Source organism: Phormidesmis priestleyi BC1401 (assembly GCF_001650195.1).
Classification (GTDB): Bacteria; Cyanobacteriota; Cyanobacteriia; order Leptolyngbyales; family Leptolyngbyaceae; genus Phormidesmis_A; species Phormidesmis_A priestleyi_B.
In genome coordinates, this window is the sequence record NZ_LXYR01000010.1 from 107,323 (window position 1) to 124,660 (window position 17,338).

15 protein-coding genes are annotated in these 17,338 nt (G+C 50.0%); 9 read left to right on the top strand and 6 right to left on the bottom strand.

Features of this window, described 5'->3' with window-relative positions; translation table 11 throughout:
- The first annotated feature begins 19 nt into the window (after positions 1-19).
- Positions 20-1,273: an HD domain-containing protein gene (locus A8707_RS08035; protein WP_068816286.1), complete on the top strand. Its 1,254-nt coding sequence runs from the start codon at positions 20-22 to the stop codon at positions 1,271-1,273.
- Here the strand turns inward: A8707_RS08035 and A8707_RS08040 are convergent.
- A complete protein-coding gene (locus tag A8707_RS08040; protein ID WP_068816287.1) occupies positions 1,270-3,444 on the bottom strand; it encodes a DEAD/DEAH box helicase in 2,175 nt (724 codons plus the stop codon). The two genes, A8707_RS08035 and A8707_RS08040, sit on opposite strands and share 4 nt — an antisense overlap.
- A 203-nt stretch (positions 3,445-3,647) precedes the next feature.
- On the opposite strand from A8707_RS08040, the gene A8707_RS08050 reads away from it, so the two are divergent.
- Positions 3,648-5,045: a proton extrusion protein PcxA gene (locus A8707_RS08050; RefSeq protein WP_068816289.1), complete on the top strand. Its 1,398-nt coding sequence runs from the start codon at positions 3,648-3,650 to the stop codon at positions 5,043-5,045.
- Between the two features lie 7 nt (positions 5,046-5,052).
- On the opposite strand, the gene A8707_RS08055 is transcribed toward A8707_RS08050, so the two are convergent.
- The gene (locus A8707_RS08055) at positions 5,053-5,562 is read right to left on the bottom strand and encodes a pentapeptide repeat-containing protein (RefSeq protein WP_068816290.1); all 510 of its coding nucleotides are present in this window, start codon (positions 5,560-5,562) and stop codon (positions 5,053-5,055) included.
- Positions 5,563-5,863: 301 nt separating this feature from the next.
- Between A8707_RS08055 and A8707_RS08060 the strand changes: the two genes are divergently transcribed.
- Positions 5,864-6,376 (top strand): YraN family protein, encoded by a 513-nt coding sequence (locus A8707_RS08060; protein ID WP_074382478.1) that lies wholly within the window; start codon positions 5,864-5,866, stop codon positions 6,374-6,376.
- Positions 6,377-6,380: 4 nt separating this feature from the next.
- Here A8707_RS08060 and A8707_RS08065 read toward each other — a convergent pair whose 3' ends face one another.
- Positions 6,381-6,770 (bottom strand): hypothetical protein, encoded by a 390-nt coding sequence (locus A8707_RS08065; RefSeq protein WP_068816292.1) that lies wholly within the window; start codon positions 6,768-6,770, stop codon positions 6,381-6,383.
- A gap of 185 nt (positions 6,771-6,955) precedes the next feature.
- Here A8707_RS08065 and queA point away from each other — a divergent pair, with 185 nt between their 5' ends.
- Both queA and A8707_RS08075 read left to right on the top strand, forming a co-directional pair.
- Positions 6,956-8,053, top strand: a complete 1,098-nt coding sequence (gene queA, locus A8707_RS08070) for a tRNA preQ1(34) S-adenosylmethionine ribosyltransferase-isomerase QueA (protein ID WP_156518429.1) — start codon at positions 6,956-6,958, stop codon at positions 8,051-8,053.
- A 41-nt stretch (positions 8,054-8,094) separates the two neighbouring features.
- Positions 8,095-8,523 (top strand): hypothetical protein, encoded by a 429-nt coding sequence (locus A8707_RS08075; RefSeq protein WP_068816294.1) that lies wholly within the window; start codon positions 8,095-8,097, stop codon positions 8,521-8,523.
- Between the two features lies 1 nt (position 8,524).
- Here the strand turns inward: A8707_RS08075 and priA are convergent, their stop codons facing one another.
- Positions 8,525-11,017, bottom strand: a complete 2,493-nt coding sequence (gene priA, locus A8707_RS08080; protein WP_068816295.1) for a primosomal protein N' — start codon at positions 11,015-11,017, stop codon at positions 8,525-8,527.
- Between the two features lie 777 nt (positions 11,018-11,794).
- Between priA and A8707_RS08085 the strand changes: the two genes are divergently transcribed.
- The 4 genes from A8707_RS08085 to A8707_RS08100 all read left to right on the top strand — a co-directional run bounded on the left by A8707_RS08085 (position 11,795) and on the right by A8707_RS08100 (position 14,579).
- Positions 11,795-13,015, top strand: coding sequence for an RNA polymerase sigma factor, RpoD/SigA family (locus tag A8707_RS08085; RefSeq protein WP_082906278.1), 1,221 nt, complete (start codon positions 11,795-11,797; stop codon positions 13,013-13,015).
- Positions 13,016-13,110: 95 nt separating this feature from the next.
- Entirely contained in the window at positions 13,111-13,605 is a 495-nt protein-coding gene (locus A8707_RS08090; RefSeq protein ID WP_068816296.1) for a GNAT family N-acetyltransferase, read from the top strand.
- Positions 13,606-13,682: 77 nt separating this feature from the next.
- On the top strand, positions 13,683-13,889 hold the full coding sequence (locus tag A8707_RS08095) for a glycogen debranching protein (RefSeq protein WP_068816311.1): 207 nt from the start codon (positions 13,683-13,685) through the stop codon (positions 13,887-13,889).
- Between the two features lie 12 nt (positions 13,890-13,901).
- Complete coding sequence (locus A8707_RS08100; protein WP_068816297.1) at positions 13,902-14,579, top strand: potassium channel family protein; 678 nt, start codon at positions 13,902-13,904, stop codon at positions 14,577-14,579.
- A gap of 171 nt (positions 14,580-14,750) precedes the next feature.
- Here the strand turns inward: A8707_RS08100 and A8707_RS08105 are convergent, their stop codons facing one another.
- Both A8707_RS08105 and A8707_RS30170 read right to left on the bottom strand, forming a co-directional pair.
- Positions 14,751-16,337, bottom strand: coding sequence for a cation:proton antiporter (locus A8707_RS08105; RefSeq protein ID WP_068816298.1), 1,587 nt, complete (start codon positions 16,335-16,337; stop codon positions 14,751-14,753).
- Positions 16,338-16,576: 239 nt separating this feature from the next.
- The gene (locus tag A8707_RS30170; protein WP_269452694.1) at positions 16,577-16,711 is read right to left on the bottom strand and encodes a hypothetical protein; all 135 of its coding nucleotides are present in this window, start codon (positions 16,709-16,711) and stop codon (positions 16,577-16,579) included.
- Positions 16,712-17,338: the final 627 nt, after the last annotated feature.

The following is a 17,338-nucleotide window of genomic DNA, read 5'->3' on the forward strand; positions in this document are numbered from 1 at the left end:
TCCTTTACTGTTCATTCTTTTGCTGCCCAACTCTGAGCGAACTTATCACGATCCTCTGCATGGTGCGATCGCTCTCAACAGCAGCGACTCGACCGAAGCGCTGCTGATTCGCTTGATTGACACACCTGCGTTTCAGAGATTGCGACGAATTCGGCAGTTGGGTCCAGCGAGTCTGACATTTCACGGGGCAGAGGGTTCACGGTTCACGCATTCACTGGGCGTAATGGCGGTGGCTCGGCGAGCGTTCGATCGCCTTGCCAAGTCTTATCCTCAGCTACAAGTTCATCGACCCGTGGTGCTGTGTGCTGCGCTGCTGCACGACGTTGGGCATGGCGCGTTTAGCCACACGGCTGAAGAAATGTTTGGCTGTGACCATGAACACTGGACTCGGCGGATCTTGCGAGAATATCAGCCGATTTGTGAATTGCTCGATCGCTTTCACCCAAACCTGTTGGATCAGATTGAACAAACTTACTTAAAAAAATATCCGGTGCCGTTAGTGTCGCAGTTGGTGTCGAGTCAGCTTGACTGCGATCGCCTCGATTATTTGATGCGCGATAGTTACTTCACCGGGGCATCTTACGGCAAGATTGACCTCGATCGCATTCTCATGGCGCTGAGATATGACCCCGTGAGTCAGCAGTTAGTCGTTGCACAAAAGGGAATCGCCGCGATCGAGCATTACCTGATCGTTCGCTATTTTATGTATGCCCAGATTTATAATCACCCCAAAAATATTGCGGCGACTTGGGTGTTAAATCAAGCCTTCGATCGTGCCCGTACTCAGCTTCAGGCGGGGCAGTTAACCGCCGATGAAACCGTCACTGCCTGGTTGAGTGAAGACTGTAATCGGCTCACTTTAGAGCAATATTTGTCTGCCGACGATGGCGTGTTTGTCTACCATTTGCAGCGTTGGCAACATCAGTCTGACCCCGTTCTCGCTGATTTGTGTCGGCGTTTTTTAGATCGAGACTTGCTCAAAGCCTTGGATGTCAGTCATTTAGGAGAGAGCGATCGCCAAATGCTTCTCGACAAAGTTCACTACTTATTAACAGAAGCCGGATTTGTCCCTCGCTATTATGCAGGGCTGAGAACCTTTATCAATCGAGGCTATACGCTCTATCAGCGAGGCATCAATCTGCAAACATCTACGGGTTTACAGGAAATCAGTGAGCTATCACCGCTCGTCAAAACCCTGACTCAGCCCGTACAAAAAGTTTGGCTGCTGTATCCGCGAGAGATTGAGGCGCAGTTGTTGGCGGCGATCGATTAGGTGAGCGACGGTTCAGTTGGGGTCTCTTCTAGCGAGGGCAGCCCGATCGGAATCGCTGCATTCACCAACGTCGTCAAAATTCCAGTTTGTTCCTGTCCATTGGTGGCTAAGTCGCCGTAGCAGAGAAACACTCGTTCTTCGGCGCGACCGAGTAGATCGAGCAAAATTCGTCTCAGTCGCTGCTCGTTTGAAGTTTGCGTATCGTCGGCTGTCCAGGTTTTGCCTGACCAGTCTTGCAAAAATAAAGGAGCCGCAAACAGCGAGTCTACGCCACTCAGCCAGCGAGTTGACCCGGCATCTAGCCAAAACTGCCAGCGATGAGAACGCCGACTCGATCGATATTGAAACACGGTGGCTAAGGTGACGGCATTGCTCGACGGTCCGATCGGTCTAACCGGAAACGGATTGGCAGTCACCGTCCCTTGTCTGAGCAGTTGGACAAATCGGTTCACCGTCATCGAAGGAGGCGCATCAGTTTTGTCGATCTGTTTCAGTCGAGCATCCACCTCCCAATAGTGCTGGGCGGTTTCAATCAGTTCTCTCAAAGCGGCGAGTTGGTCAAACGGCAAATGACTTCCGCCTAAAAAGAATCGCTGGATGGCTCGATCGAGCAACACTACCGGACTCGCAATCAATCGCTGCGATAACTGCGATCGCTGCCCGTCTACCCACTGGACAATCTCCTCATAGGCTTTGGTGGTTTGATATCCCAGCCGATCCCAGCGCGGAAACGTTGCGGCAGGCAGCAAGCAGGGACGATCGGGGTGAGGCTCAAAACAGTGATCGGCAATCAGTCCGGCGCGAACCGGATCAATCAGAAAGGGTGAAGCGTGAAGCGTGAGTGGAGGCTCGTTGGGGTCACGATCGGAGGGAATTTGAATCCTCGATTTCTGGCTTAAGACGACGAGCATTTCAGCGATCGTGTCTCGATCGACCAGTCGCCCTAACCCTGGGTAAACAAGCGTGAGAAGAGTCAACAGCGCTCGAATAATGGGGCTACTCGCCAAAGGACGCTGATCATTGAGCGTTTCGACCGGAATCCCTCGGCGGGTGAGAATGGCGGCAAGGGCATAGCGAGAGATCGGATCGATACCCGGACCAATCAGGGCAATCTCTCTCGGCTCAACCTGTCCTGACTGAATGGCTTTGATAATCACATCTCCCGTTTGCCGAAGGAGTTGAGCTTGAGTCGTCGTTTGAATCGCTTGGACAGATTCCGGGAGCGTGGCGAAGAAAATGGGATCGGTGACTAATTCGACGATAGACTCACTCAAATCATTGGCTAGACAAGGGGCAGGGCGATCGCTCAAAATTTCCTGCTGACACCGCAGAGCCAATCCTTGCAAATAGCCGGGGTCGGCTCCTAACCCTTGTCGCACGGCTCCATCTGGGTTAAAGCTAAAGGCTCCAACCACGCCGCGATCGAGCAAAACCTCAAACAAATGACGCACGATCGCCGGATATTCATCGACATCATCGGCTAAGACTGCCCGATAGCGCTGAGTCAGATGTTGCTGGTAGGTCGGGTCAGTCAGCAAATAGCGCCCATACAGCTCGGCGATCAGGCTATAGGTCAACAATCCCCGTTGCAGACACCAGGTACGCCAGCGCTGAAGCATCTCACAGACCGTTTCGTAGGGCAAAGGCAGTTCGCTCCCCTCTCCATCGGTTTGCCTGGGCAAGCCCTGCTCTAGAAGAGTCGGAATGTCTTCGATCGTCATCCCGCTCAAGGTCGCCAACTGCATCAAATCTAGAATTCGTCGTACGAGTCGCGCTTCTGAGATGCCCGATCGCCCGATCGCGTCATCTAGTTCGACTCTCCACAGACGAGTCGCGAGTTCTTGCTCGTTTTCGGGGCGAAGTCTCACCGGAAACTGTGCTTTTAGCCCCAAGTTTTGAATCAGCAGCGACCAGAACAGCATCACCTCATCTTCAAAAAACCCCAAAGGGGTCGTTGCTCTAAAAGGACACTTGCCTTGAGTCGCTGCCGTTAAGCGATCGACTAAATCGAGGCGGTTGTCTCCGATCGCCGACAGCACGAGCACACGGGCATCTGTCTGAGTCGATTTTGACTCGATCGCAGGGCGAACCCAATCGCAAAACTGACGGACTAATCGCGTCGTTTTGCCGCTGCGAGTTGCACCAATGATCCAAATAGATTGTGAAAGCACAAATTAGCCCTAGATGAATTTGTTAGGATACTTAGCACTCCAACGTTTGACGCTCACATTCGCAGATGCCAAGACTCTCTCTATCGTAGATCTTTACAAAAAGCAGTCTTACAATAAATTGTTGCGACGATCGTCAGATCCTGTGTCTGACCAGCCAGGGTCAAATCACTACAGCCGAGGGAAAGCGATTTTAAGTTTGCGCTATGAAAACATCAATCTTTTCAAGATTTAAGGGCTATTTGAACCGCGCTGAACGGTGGTATCTAGAAACCCCCGATCGTGCCTTAGATCACGCGTATGACGCTGCATTAAAAATTAAAGCGATCGAGGATGAACACTTCGACAGCAAAAAGGTTGCTCCTGAATCAACCAAGATGAGTCCGAATGTATTCGCTTTTTTTGAAACGGATCTGAAGAAATATCTCAAGATTGTTCGCATCGGGCTTGCAGAATTTAAACTCAGCCGATCGACGTTGAATCTCACGAATCCTGATGTGTCTGATCGCCCCTTAAGAACGATCGAAACTTCAGAATTTGGGTCTTCTCGATTCGTGTCAACGGCGAAAGATCGACCCGCCATTCTGTTAGAGAAGCTGAGATTTATCGATGAAGTGTTAGCCAGATATCATACAGAAAATCTGTTGACGATCTCTTCAACGGCGTTGGTTCCAGTTGAAAATAACGGTAACGGAGCGGTAAGCGTTAATACTGACCAGATTAATGCGGCTTCCTATTCACCTAGCCCCGATCGCACTGCTGATTTTGAAACGGTATCCGATAAAACAGGTTTATTGCCTCGATCTATTTTAGGAACTTTAAACCGTCTCAAGCGAGATCTAGACCCAAAATCTGAACAAGAAGTTGTTCAAACCTTCCGTAGCTCTAAAGTCAAGACGGTTTTTGCGTTAAGATTCATCTTGATTTTGATCTTAGTCCCGCTGCTCATTCAGCAGGTTTCTAGAAATATCTTGCTGTCCAACAATTTTACTTTTGGGGCAGTGATTTCTGAACGGTTTAAAGCTGAAAACCAAGGGAGTATCTTTATCAATTCTGAAATGGCAGAAGAGGCTCTTACAGAACTACAGCGATATGAAGAACGGCTCAAGTTTGAAAACTTAATTGGTGAAACGATCGGGCGCGCTCCGATCATTGGTGAAGAAATTGAAGCTAAAGTAAAAGCAAAAGCTGGAGAGATTGCTGAGACATTTGCTTACCAAAGTGCAGATGCAATTAAGAACTGGATTGCCGACATTTTGGCAACGATCGCGTTTACGATCGTGCTGGTCAGAGCCAAGCGAGAGATTGCAGTTCTCAAATCTTTTATGGATGAAATTGTCTATGGCTTGAGCGATAGTGCCAAGGCATTCATCATTATTTTATTTACAGATATATTTGTAGGGTTTCACTCGCCCCACGGGTGGGAGGTTTTACTAGAAGGAGTCGCAAAGCATTTTGGGCTTCCTGCCAGTCACGATTTTATCTTTCTGTTTATTGCCACGTTCCCCGTGATTTTAGACACGATTTTCAAATATTGGATCTTCCGCTATCTCAATCGAATCTCACCGTCAGCAGTCGCAACTTACAAGACTATGAATGAGTAGCCTTTTTCTAATCGCAGTCAAGGGTGTCTCGCGTCTCGCGTCCTGTCACAGGGTTCGTTCCGCTGGCAGACTTGCAGAGAAGCTTTTGAGCATCGGCTCGAAAGTCAACCCCTGTAAAGTCGGCTCCCTCGATCGTGGCTCCCTCAAATTTTGCGTTAAAGGCAAACGCCCCTTCTAAAATGGCATTGGTCAAGTTTGCATTCACAAATCGAGCCGTATCTAACGTGGTGTTTCTGAGGTTTGCTCCTTGCAAATTAGCGCTCTCTAAATTGGCACCAAACAAGCTCACTCCTTGCAGATCGCTGTTGCTGAGATTGATTTCTCGCAGATTTGCTTTTGTGAAGCTTGAGTCAGTCAACACTCGATTGGAGAAGTCAGCACGAACCAAAAAATCTTTGTCATAGTCCTCGGCGAGAGCAGGAGCGGCGATCGTGCCCCAAATCCACAGCCAAGATACCAAAATCAAGACAACTTTTTTCGACGCTTGACGCAGCGCAGCAGTCCAGCAAACCTGCATCAATGGGATAGATAGAACGTTGGACGATCGACAGCTCATTGTTTATCCGTGGGTCTGACAGTTTATAGCAGCAAATAATTCGGGCACTTTGAGAATAGACCTCTTGCAAAAGTCCCTGCCCTCACCCCAAATCCCTCTCCCACATGTGGGAGAGGGACTTTGAAATCTGGCTCCCCTTCTCCCAAGTTTGGGTTGGGGAAGGAGAGCATCTTCAGACTTTTGCAGGAAGTTTAATGAACCAAACTCGTCCTACGAGACGACTTTTGCCTCAAATTGTCCACCTTGATATTACCTGAATTCTGTGAACCCACCTGCATCTCCCGGCTCGGCTAAAAACGCCAGGGCGACCATTGGCATCTTAGGAGAGGAATTTGTAGCAGATTGGTTACGATCGCAACGCTGGCAGATTTTGCATCACCGCTGGCACTGTCGTCTAGGAGAAATCGACGTAATCGCTCAATCTCCAACGCTGCAACTGGCGTTTGTGGAAGTCAAAACTCGCAGCAAAGGCAATTGGGATAGCGATGGATTGTTAGCCGTTACTTCCAGCAAGCAGAAAAAACTGTGGCAAACAGCTCAGTTATTTTTGATGGATTACCCCAATTTTGCAGACTTGCCCTGTCGATTTGATGTGGCGCTTGTGCGGTGTCAACCCGCCCCAAGAAAAAGAGCGCAAGATTTAAACCTTGGCTCTCCGTTGCTACAGAAGTCCGAATTGTTTTCCACACCCCATCCGACTCAACTCGTGACTCGAACGATCGCAGGCTATCAGCTAACGCTCCACGACTACATTCATGAAGCGTTTACTCTTTAGGGATCTAGGCAAGGGTTTCGGGGCAATAGCCCAAGCCTTGAACAAATTGCTTACGAAATTCTTCGATTTCTTTACGATCAGGCGTACCGTGAGACACGACCGCGACCTGATAGCGCTGCATGATATCGATCGGTGACTGTCCAGTTTCTAGCCCCCAGAGTGCCATCTGCACTCGAATCCCAGGCTGGTAGGAGATGCCCAACTCATTCAAAAATGCTCGCAAGTCGCCATCCTGCTGAGGCGGAAGGGCGTGACTCATTTTCACCTTGACTACCCAGCCATCAATCTGATGAATCACCGTCATGAAGCCAACGGGCAGTTGACTCATGGAGTGGAGATACTCGACGATTCTCAGAGTGAGACTGGCATTTGCAAGGTAGTAGAGATATTCCATAGACTTTATTTGATCGAGAAGGCGCTACTTCTTCATAATCCCTGTAAATGCTCGGATCGAGTAGGGTGAATACACCCGAAGTCGTATACGTGGATTCACCCAATTCTAAAGACGGAGCACGTAGAGAGCGAATCGCTATCGTGATTTAATAAGGAGGTTAGCTGCTCTCATCCAGGCTCGATCGTGTGAACCCCGACCTTTTACTTTCCGCCTACGATTATCAATTACCAGAAGAGCAGATTGCTCAAACTCCGGCGACACCTAGAGATCACGCTCGATTGCTGGTTGTCACTGATCAGACTCACCATCACCATATTTTTCAAGAGTTACCTGATTTTCTAGAGTCTGGAGATTTACTGATTCTCAACAATACACGGGTGCTGCCAGCCAGACTTTATGGACAAAAACCAGAAGGCACTGCCGTAGAGGTACTGCTATTAGAAGAACAACAGCGGAATCAGTGGCTAGCGCTGGTTAAACCGGGTAAACGACTAAAACCTGGCAGCAAAATTCTGTTTACTGCCCTAGATCCAAACCACTCTGTAAGTTTGAGCGCGATCGTGGTTGACAGCGATCAGGCAACGCGGGGCAGAATCCTCCAGTTTGAGATCTCGAACGGTCAATCTCTGCTCGAAGTCTTAGATCAGTTTGGGCAACTCCCCCTGCCGCCTTACATTACCGAAACCGATTCTCAGCCAGAGCAATATCAGACAATTTACGCCGATCGTCTAGGAGCCGTCGCCGCTCCGACTGCTGGACTGCACTTCACGCCAGAGTTGCTCGATCGCCTCCAACAAAAGGGCATCGATCGGGCATTTGTGACGCTTCATGTCGGCATAGGAACGTTCCGTCCGGTGGAAGCAGAAGAGATTACTCAACACCATATGCACGGCGAATGGATTGAGGTGCCGCCTGAAACCGTTGAACAAATTCGGCAAACCAAAGCGAAGGGCGGACGCATTATTGCCGTTGGAACCACGAGTGTTCGATCGCTAGAAGGGGCAGCCCAAAGCGGTGAAATTCAATCTTATTATGGCAAGACGACTCTCTTCATTTACCCTGGCTATCAGTGGCGTGTGGTTGACGGATTGATCACCAATTTCCACCTGCCCAAATCTAGCCTGTTGATGTTAGTGAGTGCCTTGATCGGGCGAGAACGCCTGATGCTGTTGTATCAAGACGCGATCGAGCAGCACTATCGCTTCTACTCATTTGGGGATGCCATGCTTATTTTGCCAGAAGCGAGAATCAGTTTGCTCAAAGATGGCAGCGATCGTGTGTAGAGTACAATTCAATCTCATCAAACAGAAAAATCAGTATCACCATGACCACCGACCAAACGCTAAACCGGATCGAGCAAAACCTGGAGATTTTGACCGTCCACGTCGGAAGACTCACGGAAGGATTGACTGAGTTCCGAGCAGATATGGCGGAGATTAAAGACATGATCCGTCAGCAATTTTTAGCGAACCGTGAATTTGCTGAAACCGTTCGACGACAAGGCGAACAGCAGACAGCCGCGATTGATCGCCTCAGCGATCAGATTACTCGTCAAGGAGAGCAAATCGCTCGTCAAGGAGAGCAAATCGCTCGTCAAGGAGAACAACAAGAACAGGCGAGTATTCTTTTTAGACAAGATTTAGCAGAAATTAAAGCGATGATTCGCGAAAACGCTGACATTACAAGACAGCAGTCTGACGTAGTTTCACGATTGACTGGAATCGTGGAGCAGCTAATCCAAAATCGAAACTAAACTACATGAGATTCATGGGGTCAATGTCGATCGCTAAACTCACCATCGATCCACAGTGCGATCGCAGTGCCTCCCAGTCGGGGAGATTAGTCTCAATCTGAGACGGGACTTTTAACAAAATTTGCCACCGATAGCGACGCGCGACCCGCAAAATCGAGGCAGGCGCAGGTCCAAGCAGTTGATATTCAGGATGCGATCGCTCTAGGAACTCTCCCACTCGCTCTGCCGCTTTTTGCACCGCGATCGGGTTCACCCCACTAAGACGCAGCAAAATCAAGCGTCCATAGGGTGGAAAGTTTAGCGCTTTTCGCTGCTCAAGCTCGATCGCCACAAACGGCTCATATGCGTGACGTTTGACCGCCTCAATCACCGGATGTTCTGGCGCATAAGTTTGCAAAACCACTCGTCCGGGTTCGTCGCCTCGCCCTGCCCGCCCTGCTACCTGCACGAGGGTCTGAAAGGCGCGTTCACTGGCTCGAAAGTCTTGCAAATTCAATAGCCCGTCGGCGGCAATAATGCCAACCAGCGTGACTTGAGGCAAATCAATGCCTTTGGTGAGCATTTGAGTGCCGACTAGCAAATCTGCACCGCCTTGAGCAAAATTGGTTAGCAGCGATCGGTGTGCCCCCTTCGCACGAGTCGTATCGCTATCAAACCGAATCACGCTCAAATCGGGAAAGTGTCGGGCAAGTTCTTCGGTGACTCTCTGAGTGCCACTGCCAAAATGCTTAAAATAAGGAGACTCACACGAGGGGCAGTGAGACGGCTGAGACTGAGCGTGATTGCAATAGTGACAGCGTAAAAGCGGCGTTGCATCCGCGTGAGTGTGGTGATAAGACAGCGACACATCACAGTGAGGGCACTCCATCACATAGCCACAGCTTCGACAGGAGACAAAGGTGCTGTGTCCGCGTCGATGAATGAATAATAAGCCTTGCTGCCCTCGCTCTTTTAGCTGCCGCAGAGAATCTTGGAGCGATCGACTAAAAATCGAGCCATTTCGCTCTCGCAGTTCTTGCCGCATATCGACGACTTCGATCGTCGGCATCGGGCGATCGTAGACCCGTTTAGGAAGAGGCAAATAGAGAGAGGGATGCGTGTCTCGTCCATCCTTTGCATCTATCCAGGATTCTAAAGAGGGCGTGGCTGACCCTAAAATCAGAGGACAGTTTTCTAGCTCGGCGCGCCACTGAGCAACCGTTCGGGCATGATAGCAGGGAGCAGGCTGATCTTGCTTGAAGCTGGAATCGTGTTCTTCATCCAAAACAATTAGACCCAGATGAGGCAGAGGAGCAAAAATTGCAGAACGAGTTCCGATCGCGACTTGGGGGCTGCCGCTCAACATCTGCCGCCAGGTGTCATAGCGTTCTCCTTCTGAGAGGGCACTGTGATAGACGCAAACTTGGTCGCCAAACCGCGCCCGAAAGCGATCGGTGAGTTGAGGAGTCAGCCCAATCTCCGGTACAAGGACTAAAGCAGATTGACCGCGCTCTAAAATCGGGGCGATCGCTTGCAGATAAACTTCAGTTTTGCCCGATCCGGTCACGCCATGCAGCAGCACTTGAGTAAACCCGGACTGCTGTTGAATTTGAATCAACGCATCGGCTTGCTCAGGCGTTAATGTGCGAGAGATATCGGTCTCGATCGTGCCGCCCTGCTCTGCCCGCAGCACTTCTCTAGGCTGAATCACCACATAGCCTTTGCCCTCTAACTTTTTGAGCGTCGATGAACTGGTGTGGCACATTTGCAGCAATTCATTAAGCCATGCCTCGCCGCCCTGTCGCTTGAGAACGTCTAAAATTTCGCGCTGCCGATCGGTTAAATCTGCCAAAAATTCAGTCGCCACCAGCGTCACAGCCTGTTTTGCCTTGGGGCGAACCGTTGCTGGAGGTTCTAAATAGCTTTCGACAAGCTGCCATTTCAACAGTTCTTGCAGCCCTCGATTGGCGTTTTGCACCTGTCGCTGCACAAACTGCCAGGAATAATCGCCCGTTTTACTGGCTTTAAGCACCTCAAGAATGTGTTGAGCCGACGAGGTGAGAACTAGATCAGGACGGCTCTCCTGGTTAATTTTCCGAATGCGACGCTGTGATCGCGTCAATAACCCTGGTGGCAGTGCGACTTTAACCACTTGCATCAAAGACGTGTGGTAGTAGCGAGCGACGCGACTCAACAAAGCCCAATAAGACGGAGGGAAAAACCCAGCACTGACGACCGCTTCAACTTCTCGAATGTGAGCAGAGTCAAGGTCAAGCGGCGCAACCGTGAGCAGACGAATCGCGATCGCGCCGACTTGCTGTGCGCCAAACGGCACACTTAAGATGTCACCCGTCTGAACTGGCAGGTCGATCGGCAGCCTATAAGTATAAAACCCTTGAGCACCCGGACAGTCAACTAGCACCTCAACCCAGCGATTTCGTGGCGGCTCGATCGCATACCTTACCTGCGGTTCAGCGACGGAAGTAACGACGGTGCTAGACAGAGACTCAAACATATCAAAATGCTTTGGGCGCAAGAACCTGGGTGGATTAGCAGCGGTAGAAATTCTGAAGGGCGATCGCGGCTCTCACCGCAATTCTCAGAGCCTGGTAGCTCAGGACACAGCCTCAATTTTCAGCTAGTTCAATTGAACTATTTCATCGATCTTAGCCTGAGACTGAAGCAGACGGGAAGCCCTGTATTGAGGGGATGAATAAGATTACCAGACAAATGCAGAAAAACGCGGTCAACTTTCTCACTAACGATAGAGATGCAAATCCGATCGGGTGTGGGAGTCTGTAGATGCAGTCCAAGGGTCACAGAGTTATTTTCCGATGCATTTTGTTTTAAAGCTTACGGAAAGTTTTGTTACCACCGTTAGGAGCTAACCAAACTAGAGCCAAACGGAGCCGCGTTCACCGATCAGAACTATCGAAGATTTGCTAACAGCAGAATTCTTCAATTTGAATGAGGTTATTGATCTCCAGTAGCCTGGTCGATGTTCAATACAGTTATCCATAAAACTCACTAAAACCACCCGATTTGAGGAGGGCATCGAACACAGACTTCAGAGTCTAAATCAGAATATTTCTTCATTCATGGTCTCACTTCACATGACAGTCTCAAGTTTATAAACTACAAGTTAATTAAACCTAGAAGTCTTTTACTAAACGGCTTTGGGGCTTGTATCTGCTACTGATTCCTTCCCTGAAGATCATAGAAACTCTGTGGTTTTCATCGAACCTTTCTGCTTCAGACGCGTTGAGTAAAACTACCTCGATATAGTATTGATATGAACGAACAAAGCAACAGTTCTAACATAGGAATTCTCGCCGATCGTGAACTGAACTTTGCAATAGACGTGGCTGATTTAGAGTCAGTTGACTCTCTGCAACTAGCCCCCGACATTGACCTTGAGGGTGCCCCCATCGTTGAAATAGAAGAACCTGATCTCGAAGGCTTAGAAGATGTCGCTGCCGAAATGGCGGATGTCGATCAGTCTACTGAGGAGGCTGAAGTCGATCAGATTGCTACAGCGAGATCAGCAGGATATAGCAAAACGATCGCCGATGATGCGGTCGGGGCATTCTTTAAAGAAATGGCGCGCTATCCGCTCCTCAAGCCCGATGAAGAGGTAGAACTCGCTCGACGAGTGCAGTATCTAGTTGAGATGGAGGAACTCAATCGCCAGGTTTACCAAGAACTAGGGCGCGTTCCAACGAAAGTTGAGCTGGCTGCAAAAATCGGACTCAATGAGCGTCAGCTAGAGCATCGATTACATCGCAGTCGAGTCGCCAAGCGGAAGATGATTCGATCGAACCTGCGGCTTGTGGTGTCGATCGCCAAACGATATCTCAATCGCGGCGTTCCGTTTCTAGATTTGATTCAAGAAGGGGCGCTAGGGCTAAACCGAGCGACTGAGAAGTTTGACCCTGATAAAGGATATAAGTTTTCGACTTATGCCTATTGGTGGATTCGACAGGGGATCACGCGGACGATCGCCAACGATGCCCGCACCATTCGCCTCCCGATTCATATTGTCGAAAAGCTTAACAAGCTCAAAAAGGCACACCGCGATCTCAAGCGAGACCTCAACCGCAATCCCACTGAGGCAGAACTCGCCGAGTCGCTAGAACTGAACGTTGAGCAGTTACAGCATCTTCAACAGGTGCGTCGCCAGTCTCTTTCGCTCAATCACCGAGTCGGCAAGGGTGAAGACACCGAACTAATGGACTTGCTAGAAGACGGCGACACCCAATCGCCCGAATCGCAAATGAGCGAAACTATGCTGCGTCAAGAGATCTGGGAGGTCTTGGGCAATGTGCTGACTCAGCGTGAGAAAGACATTATTTCTTTGCGCTACGGTCTGACCACCAGCAAGCCCTGCACGCTAGAAGAGGTTGGAGGAATCTTCAATCTATCGCGCGAACGCGTGCGGCAGATTCAAAGCAAAGCGATGCGGAAGCTGCGGAGACCTCAAATTGCAGAACGGCTGAAGGGCTGGTTGGGATAGACAAAACCTCGCAGTTCAACCATTTTGGATTTCAGATTTTGGGGTTTGGATTGCAGTTCAATCTAGAATCTAAAGTCTGGAGTCCAACTTTTACTATGAATCCATTCACCATTCGGTCTGTCACTCATGCTGATGTCCCGACGCTGTTTTCTTTGATTCAGGCGTTAGCAGACTACGAGAAACTATCGGATGCCGTTACGGGCAGCCCAGATCAGCTTGAAGAGCATTTATTTGGCGATCGACCTTATATCGAAGCGATCGCCGCAGACCACGCCGGACAGGTTGTTGGATTCGCGCTTTTCTTCTATAGCTACTCAACTTTTCTGACCAAGCCAGGAATTTATCTAGAAGACTTATTTGTGTTGCCTGACTATCGGGGGCAGCGCATCGGCAAAGCTTTGCTGACTTATCTGGCTCAACTTGCGGTCGATCGCGGCTGTGGTCGCCTAGAGTGGAGTGTCTTAGACTGGAATGAACCCGCGATCGGATTCTACAAACGTATGGGAGCTACCGTTCTTCCCGATTGGCAAACCTGTCGCGTCACGGGTGATGCTTTGACCGCAATGGCACAGCAAAGCCAGAATAATTAAAACACTACGGCTAATTTTGGGAGAGTGCCCTCAAACCTGTAAAACAGGAGATCTAGTTGGAAAGTGAGGCAACGATCGTGGCTATCTGGGTAAACGAACAAGTCGATCCGTCTGGGCTTCTCTATGCCTGCATTGCGTGCTGTGACGAAACTCAGGCGCAAGAATGTCACGTCGCCTTTGAAGAAAATCTCACCGCTACTCAAAAATCAGAAGGCTGGGTTGCGCGCATCCGCACTGTCAATTCCTGGGAAGACGTTCCTGCCAGCGCCCTCAAGTTGAACTAGAGAGAATCTGTCATGTATGTATTGATTGGGGGCGCGGGACTCATTGGACTCAATCTGGCGCAGCGGCTCGTCGATTTGGGGCACACTGTGGCGATCATCGACATCAACCCTGCCGCCTGCCGCTATGCCCGTGAGCAGTTGGGAGTGATTGCCTTTGAGGGCAGTGCCGTCAGCACCGAAATTCTCATCGAAGCTGGAATTCGCAAAGCAGATGCGATGGCTGCGGTTTTGCGAGACGACGCGCTGAATCTAGCAATGGTGACACTCGCAAACCATTACGGGGTGCCTCACATCGTGGTGCGGATGCGGCATCGAGATTTCGCTGAACCCTACCGATTTGCGGGGGCGACTCATGTGATTAACGCGATCGAGCTTGCCGTCTCCACAATGGTCAATGTGATTGAATATCCTGAAGTGGAATCGACGATGCACTTTGAGCAAGGTCAAATTGAAGTCGTTAAGTTGGCGATTTCTGCCCACTGCAACGTGGTGGGGCGCAGTGTCGCAGAAGTTGCTCAAGATCCTAAGTTTCCGACGGGTTCTCTGATTATCGGCTATCAGCCTCACGCTCACATGGATCTGACGATCCCCAACGGCAGCACCGTTTTAGAACCCGAATCAACCGTGCTGATTGCCACAAAACCAGGGGTGATGCATCAAATGATTAATTTCATTCAAAAGTGCGTTTAATCATTGGCTTTGCTGAATTTGTCTATGAAGCACAGGTTTTATCCTCACCCTAGCCCTCTCCCAAAAGGAAAGGGAACCAGAATTCTGGCTCCTTTCTCCCCAGGGAGAAGGGTTGGCGAGGGCTTGCCCCACTTCGTAAGGAGGGCAATTCATAGTTGTATTCAGCAACGCCTAATCGTCTTCTAATCCTAGAATCTGCTCGTCGATCGCTTTCAACCGTGACCGGACTACTTCCTCAGACAGAATGCGCTTGCGGAGTGCATCGTTGAGGGCATTTTTTTCAGCTAACAGCAATCGCCGACGCACCGCTTCAAAGTGAGAATGATGGATACTGGTTTGCTTGTCCGATCTGCGATTATAAAAGTCTCGCAGCGATCGCTCCGCCGCCGCCACTCGAATTTGATAGCTCGATCGCATCTCCTCATAAATCGATTTGGGCACGACTCCTCCTTTTAGCAGGGTATCGAGTTCGTCTTGTGCCGCTTTTGCGGTCATTAGTTGAGACTGCAATCCCTCAATCCACTGCTGCGACTCAGATGTGTGAGACAGCTTTAACCGTCTGACCAACCAGGGGAGGCTGACTCCCTGCCCGACCAGTGAGATCAGCACGGTTCCAAACACTAAGGCGATTAGTCCCTCGCGTCCTGCAAGACTCGGAGGCAAACTCAACGCCAGCGCCATCGACAGCGATCCCTTAATGTTGCCGAGAAAGAGAACGTGCTGCCACCGAAAAGGAATTGAGCGATCGAACTTGCCCACGATCGCCAGCAGCGGATAAACCGAGAGAAACCGCCCCGTTTGATAGGCAAGCACTGCCAAAATCACGGCAGGCAGAGTCTTACCCAGCGTCGGCAGATCAATTTCTAGCCCGATTAGCAAAAAAATAAACGTGTTTACGCCAAAGCCCGCATATTCCCAAAAGCTCAGAACTGTGATGCGACTAGATGCGGAAACACTGCGAGAGAGTTCTAAGTTGCCGACGACTAATCCCGCAACCACAACAGCAACGACTCCTGAGACGCTCAAAAATTGACCAATCTGAAAGGCACTTAGAGCGATCGCGACGGTTAATAAAATACTGCTGAGGGGGTCATCTTCTGAGCGCACATACAGCCCGATCCCCAAATATCCCAGCACCAATCCCACAGTTAGACCGCCCACAATCACGACAAATAGTTCCTTTAAACCACCGCCCACTGTGATCGATCCCGTGCTGTAAAACTTCAGCACCAGACTGAACAGAACCAGCGCGATTCCGTCGTTAAAAAGGCTTTCTCCCTCGACGATCGTGATCAGTCGCGATGGCACCGACACTTCTTTAAACACTGCAATAACCGAAACCGTGTCTGTGATCGCCAGAATCACGCCGACCAATAAAGCGGACACCCAGTCGAGACTCAGCCCAAACTTCAGCCCGACCGCCGTCACGCCACACGAAATCACAACTCCAGGTCCCGCCAACAGCAGAATTGGCTTGAGCGTGCTTCGTAATCGGCTGATATCGGTATTGATTGCCGCCTCAAACAACAGGATCGGCAGGAACAAATTAATGATCAGCGAAGAATCTAGTCCGATACGACGCGGCAAAAGTTCAGCGATCGCCAACCCCGCTAAAACCAGCCCCGAAACATAAGGCACCCGGAGCCGACGCGACAACAGCGCGACGATCGTTGCCACCAGCAGCAAAATAATCAGAACCGTCACCAGTTCTGCAAAGTGCCCCCGATCGCCGCTCACTAATGCAAAGACTCGCACCATCACCCTTCAACCTCGCAGCCTGACGATCAATAAAGCTCTGTAGTTAGATAGACAGAACTAGCTGTAAGATGCGTTTTGGCTCCGCTTAACGCCCACAGAATGTTTAGCGGGTTAAGCGGAGCCGAAACCTACCTACACAGGCTGACTTTAATTGAGCCTGTCTACTTAAACAATAGTCTGGACAAATTCAAGCAGCGATCAGACCGTAATCACAAAGGGTTGAGAAGTTGGGATGGGATTTAATCACACTCGGCTCTGGGGGCACAGCCATTCCAAAACGCATCTCGTCCAAATGTTGCCTTTCCGCTCTTGGCAAGAGATGAGCAGTCCATCACTCCCATCAGTTCTGCTCCTTCCCCACCTGCCGTTTGCACCCGTTCTCGATCGAACGAAGCGAACTCAAACTCCTGCTTAAAGGGTCGTCGATACGTGCGCTCATTGAAGTCACTCTATCGGCTCAGGCTCGTGAAATTGACCTTGCCACAGACAATCACAATCCTTGAGAACACCGTGACTAAGAGCTGCGTTTGCGGTTTGCGAAATCGTCCACTTTAGACAGTAGGATTTGTGCAATGGCTTCCATGTAGCTATTCCGGTGCTTTTATTCTTATTTGCACCTTAACGGGTGGGAAGCCTTTTTGTCAAAAACTGTCCAGACGATTGCTGAGTAGAAACCTTAAGAAATCTCATAAGTAGACAGACTTAATTAAACATAAAATGCGGGAGATGCCCTCACCCCAGCCCTCTCCCGCAGGAGAGGGAGCCAGAATCTAGTTCCTCTTCTCCTTGGGGAGAAGGGGTTAGGGGATGAGGGTCTTCAGTTTAATTGTGCCTACCTACTTAGTCGTTTTCAAGCCAATTGCCATTTGTGCGGCAGAGTACGTGATATTGAGGTGCCTTAGAGGGGTGCGACCTCTATTTGATACTATTAGAGGGCAACGGAAAAGCCGTATTGATTCAGTTTGTTCCAGAATTGATCCCAACGCGTTGAGGTCAAGACC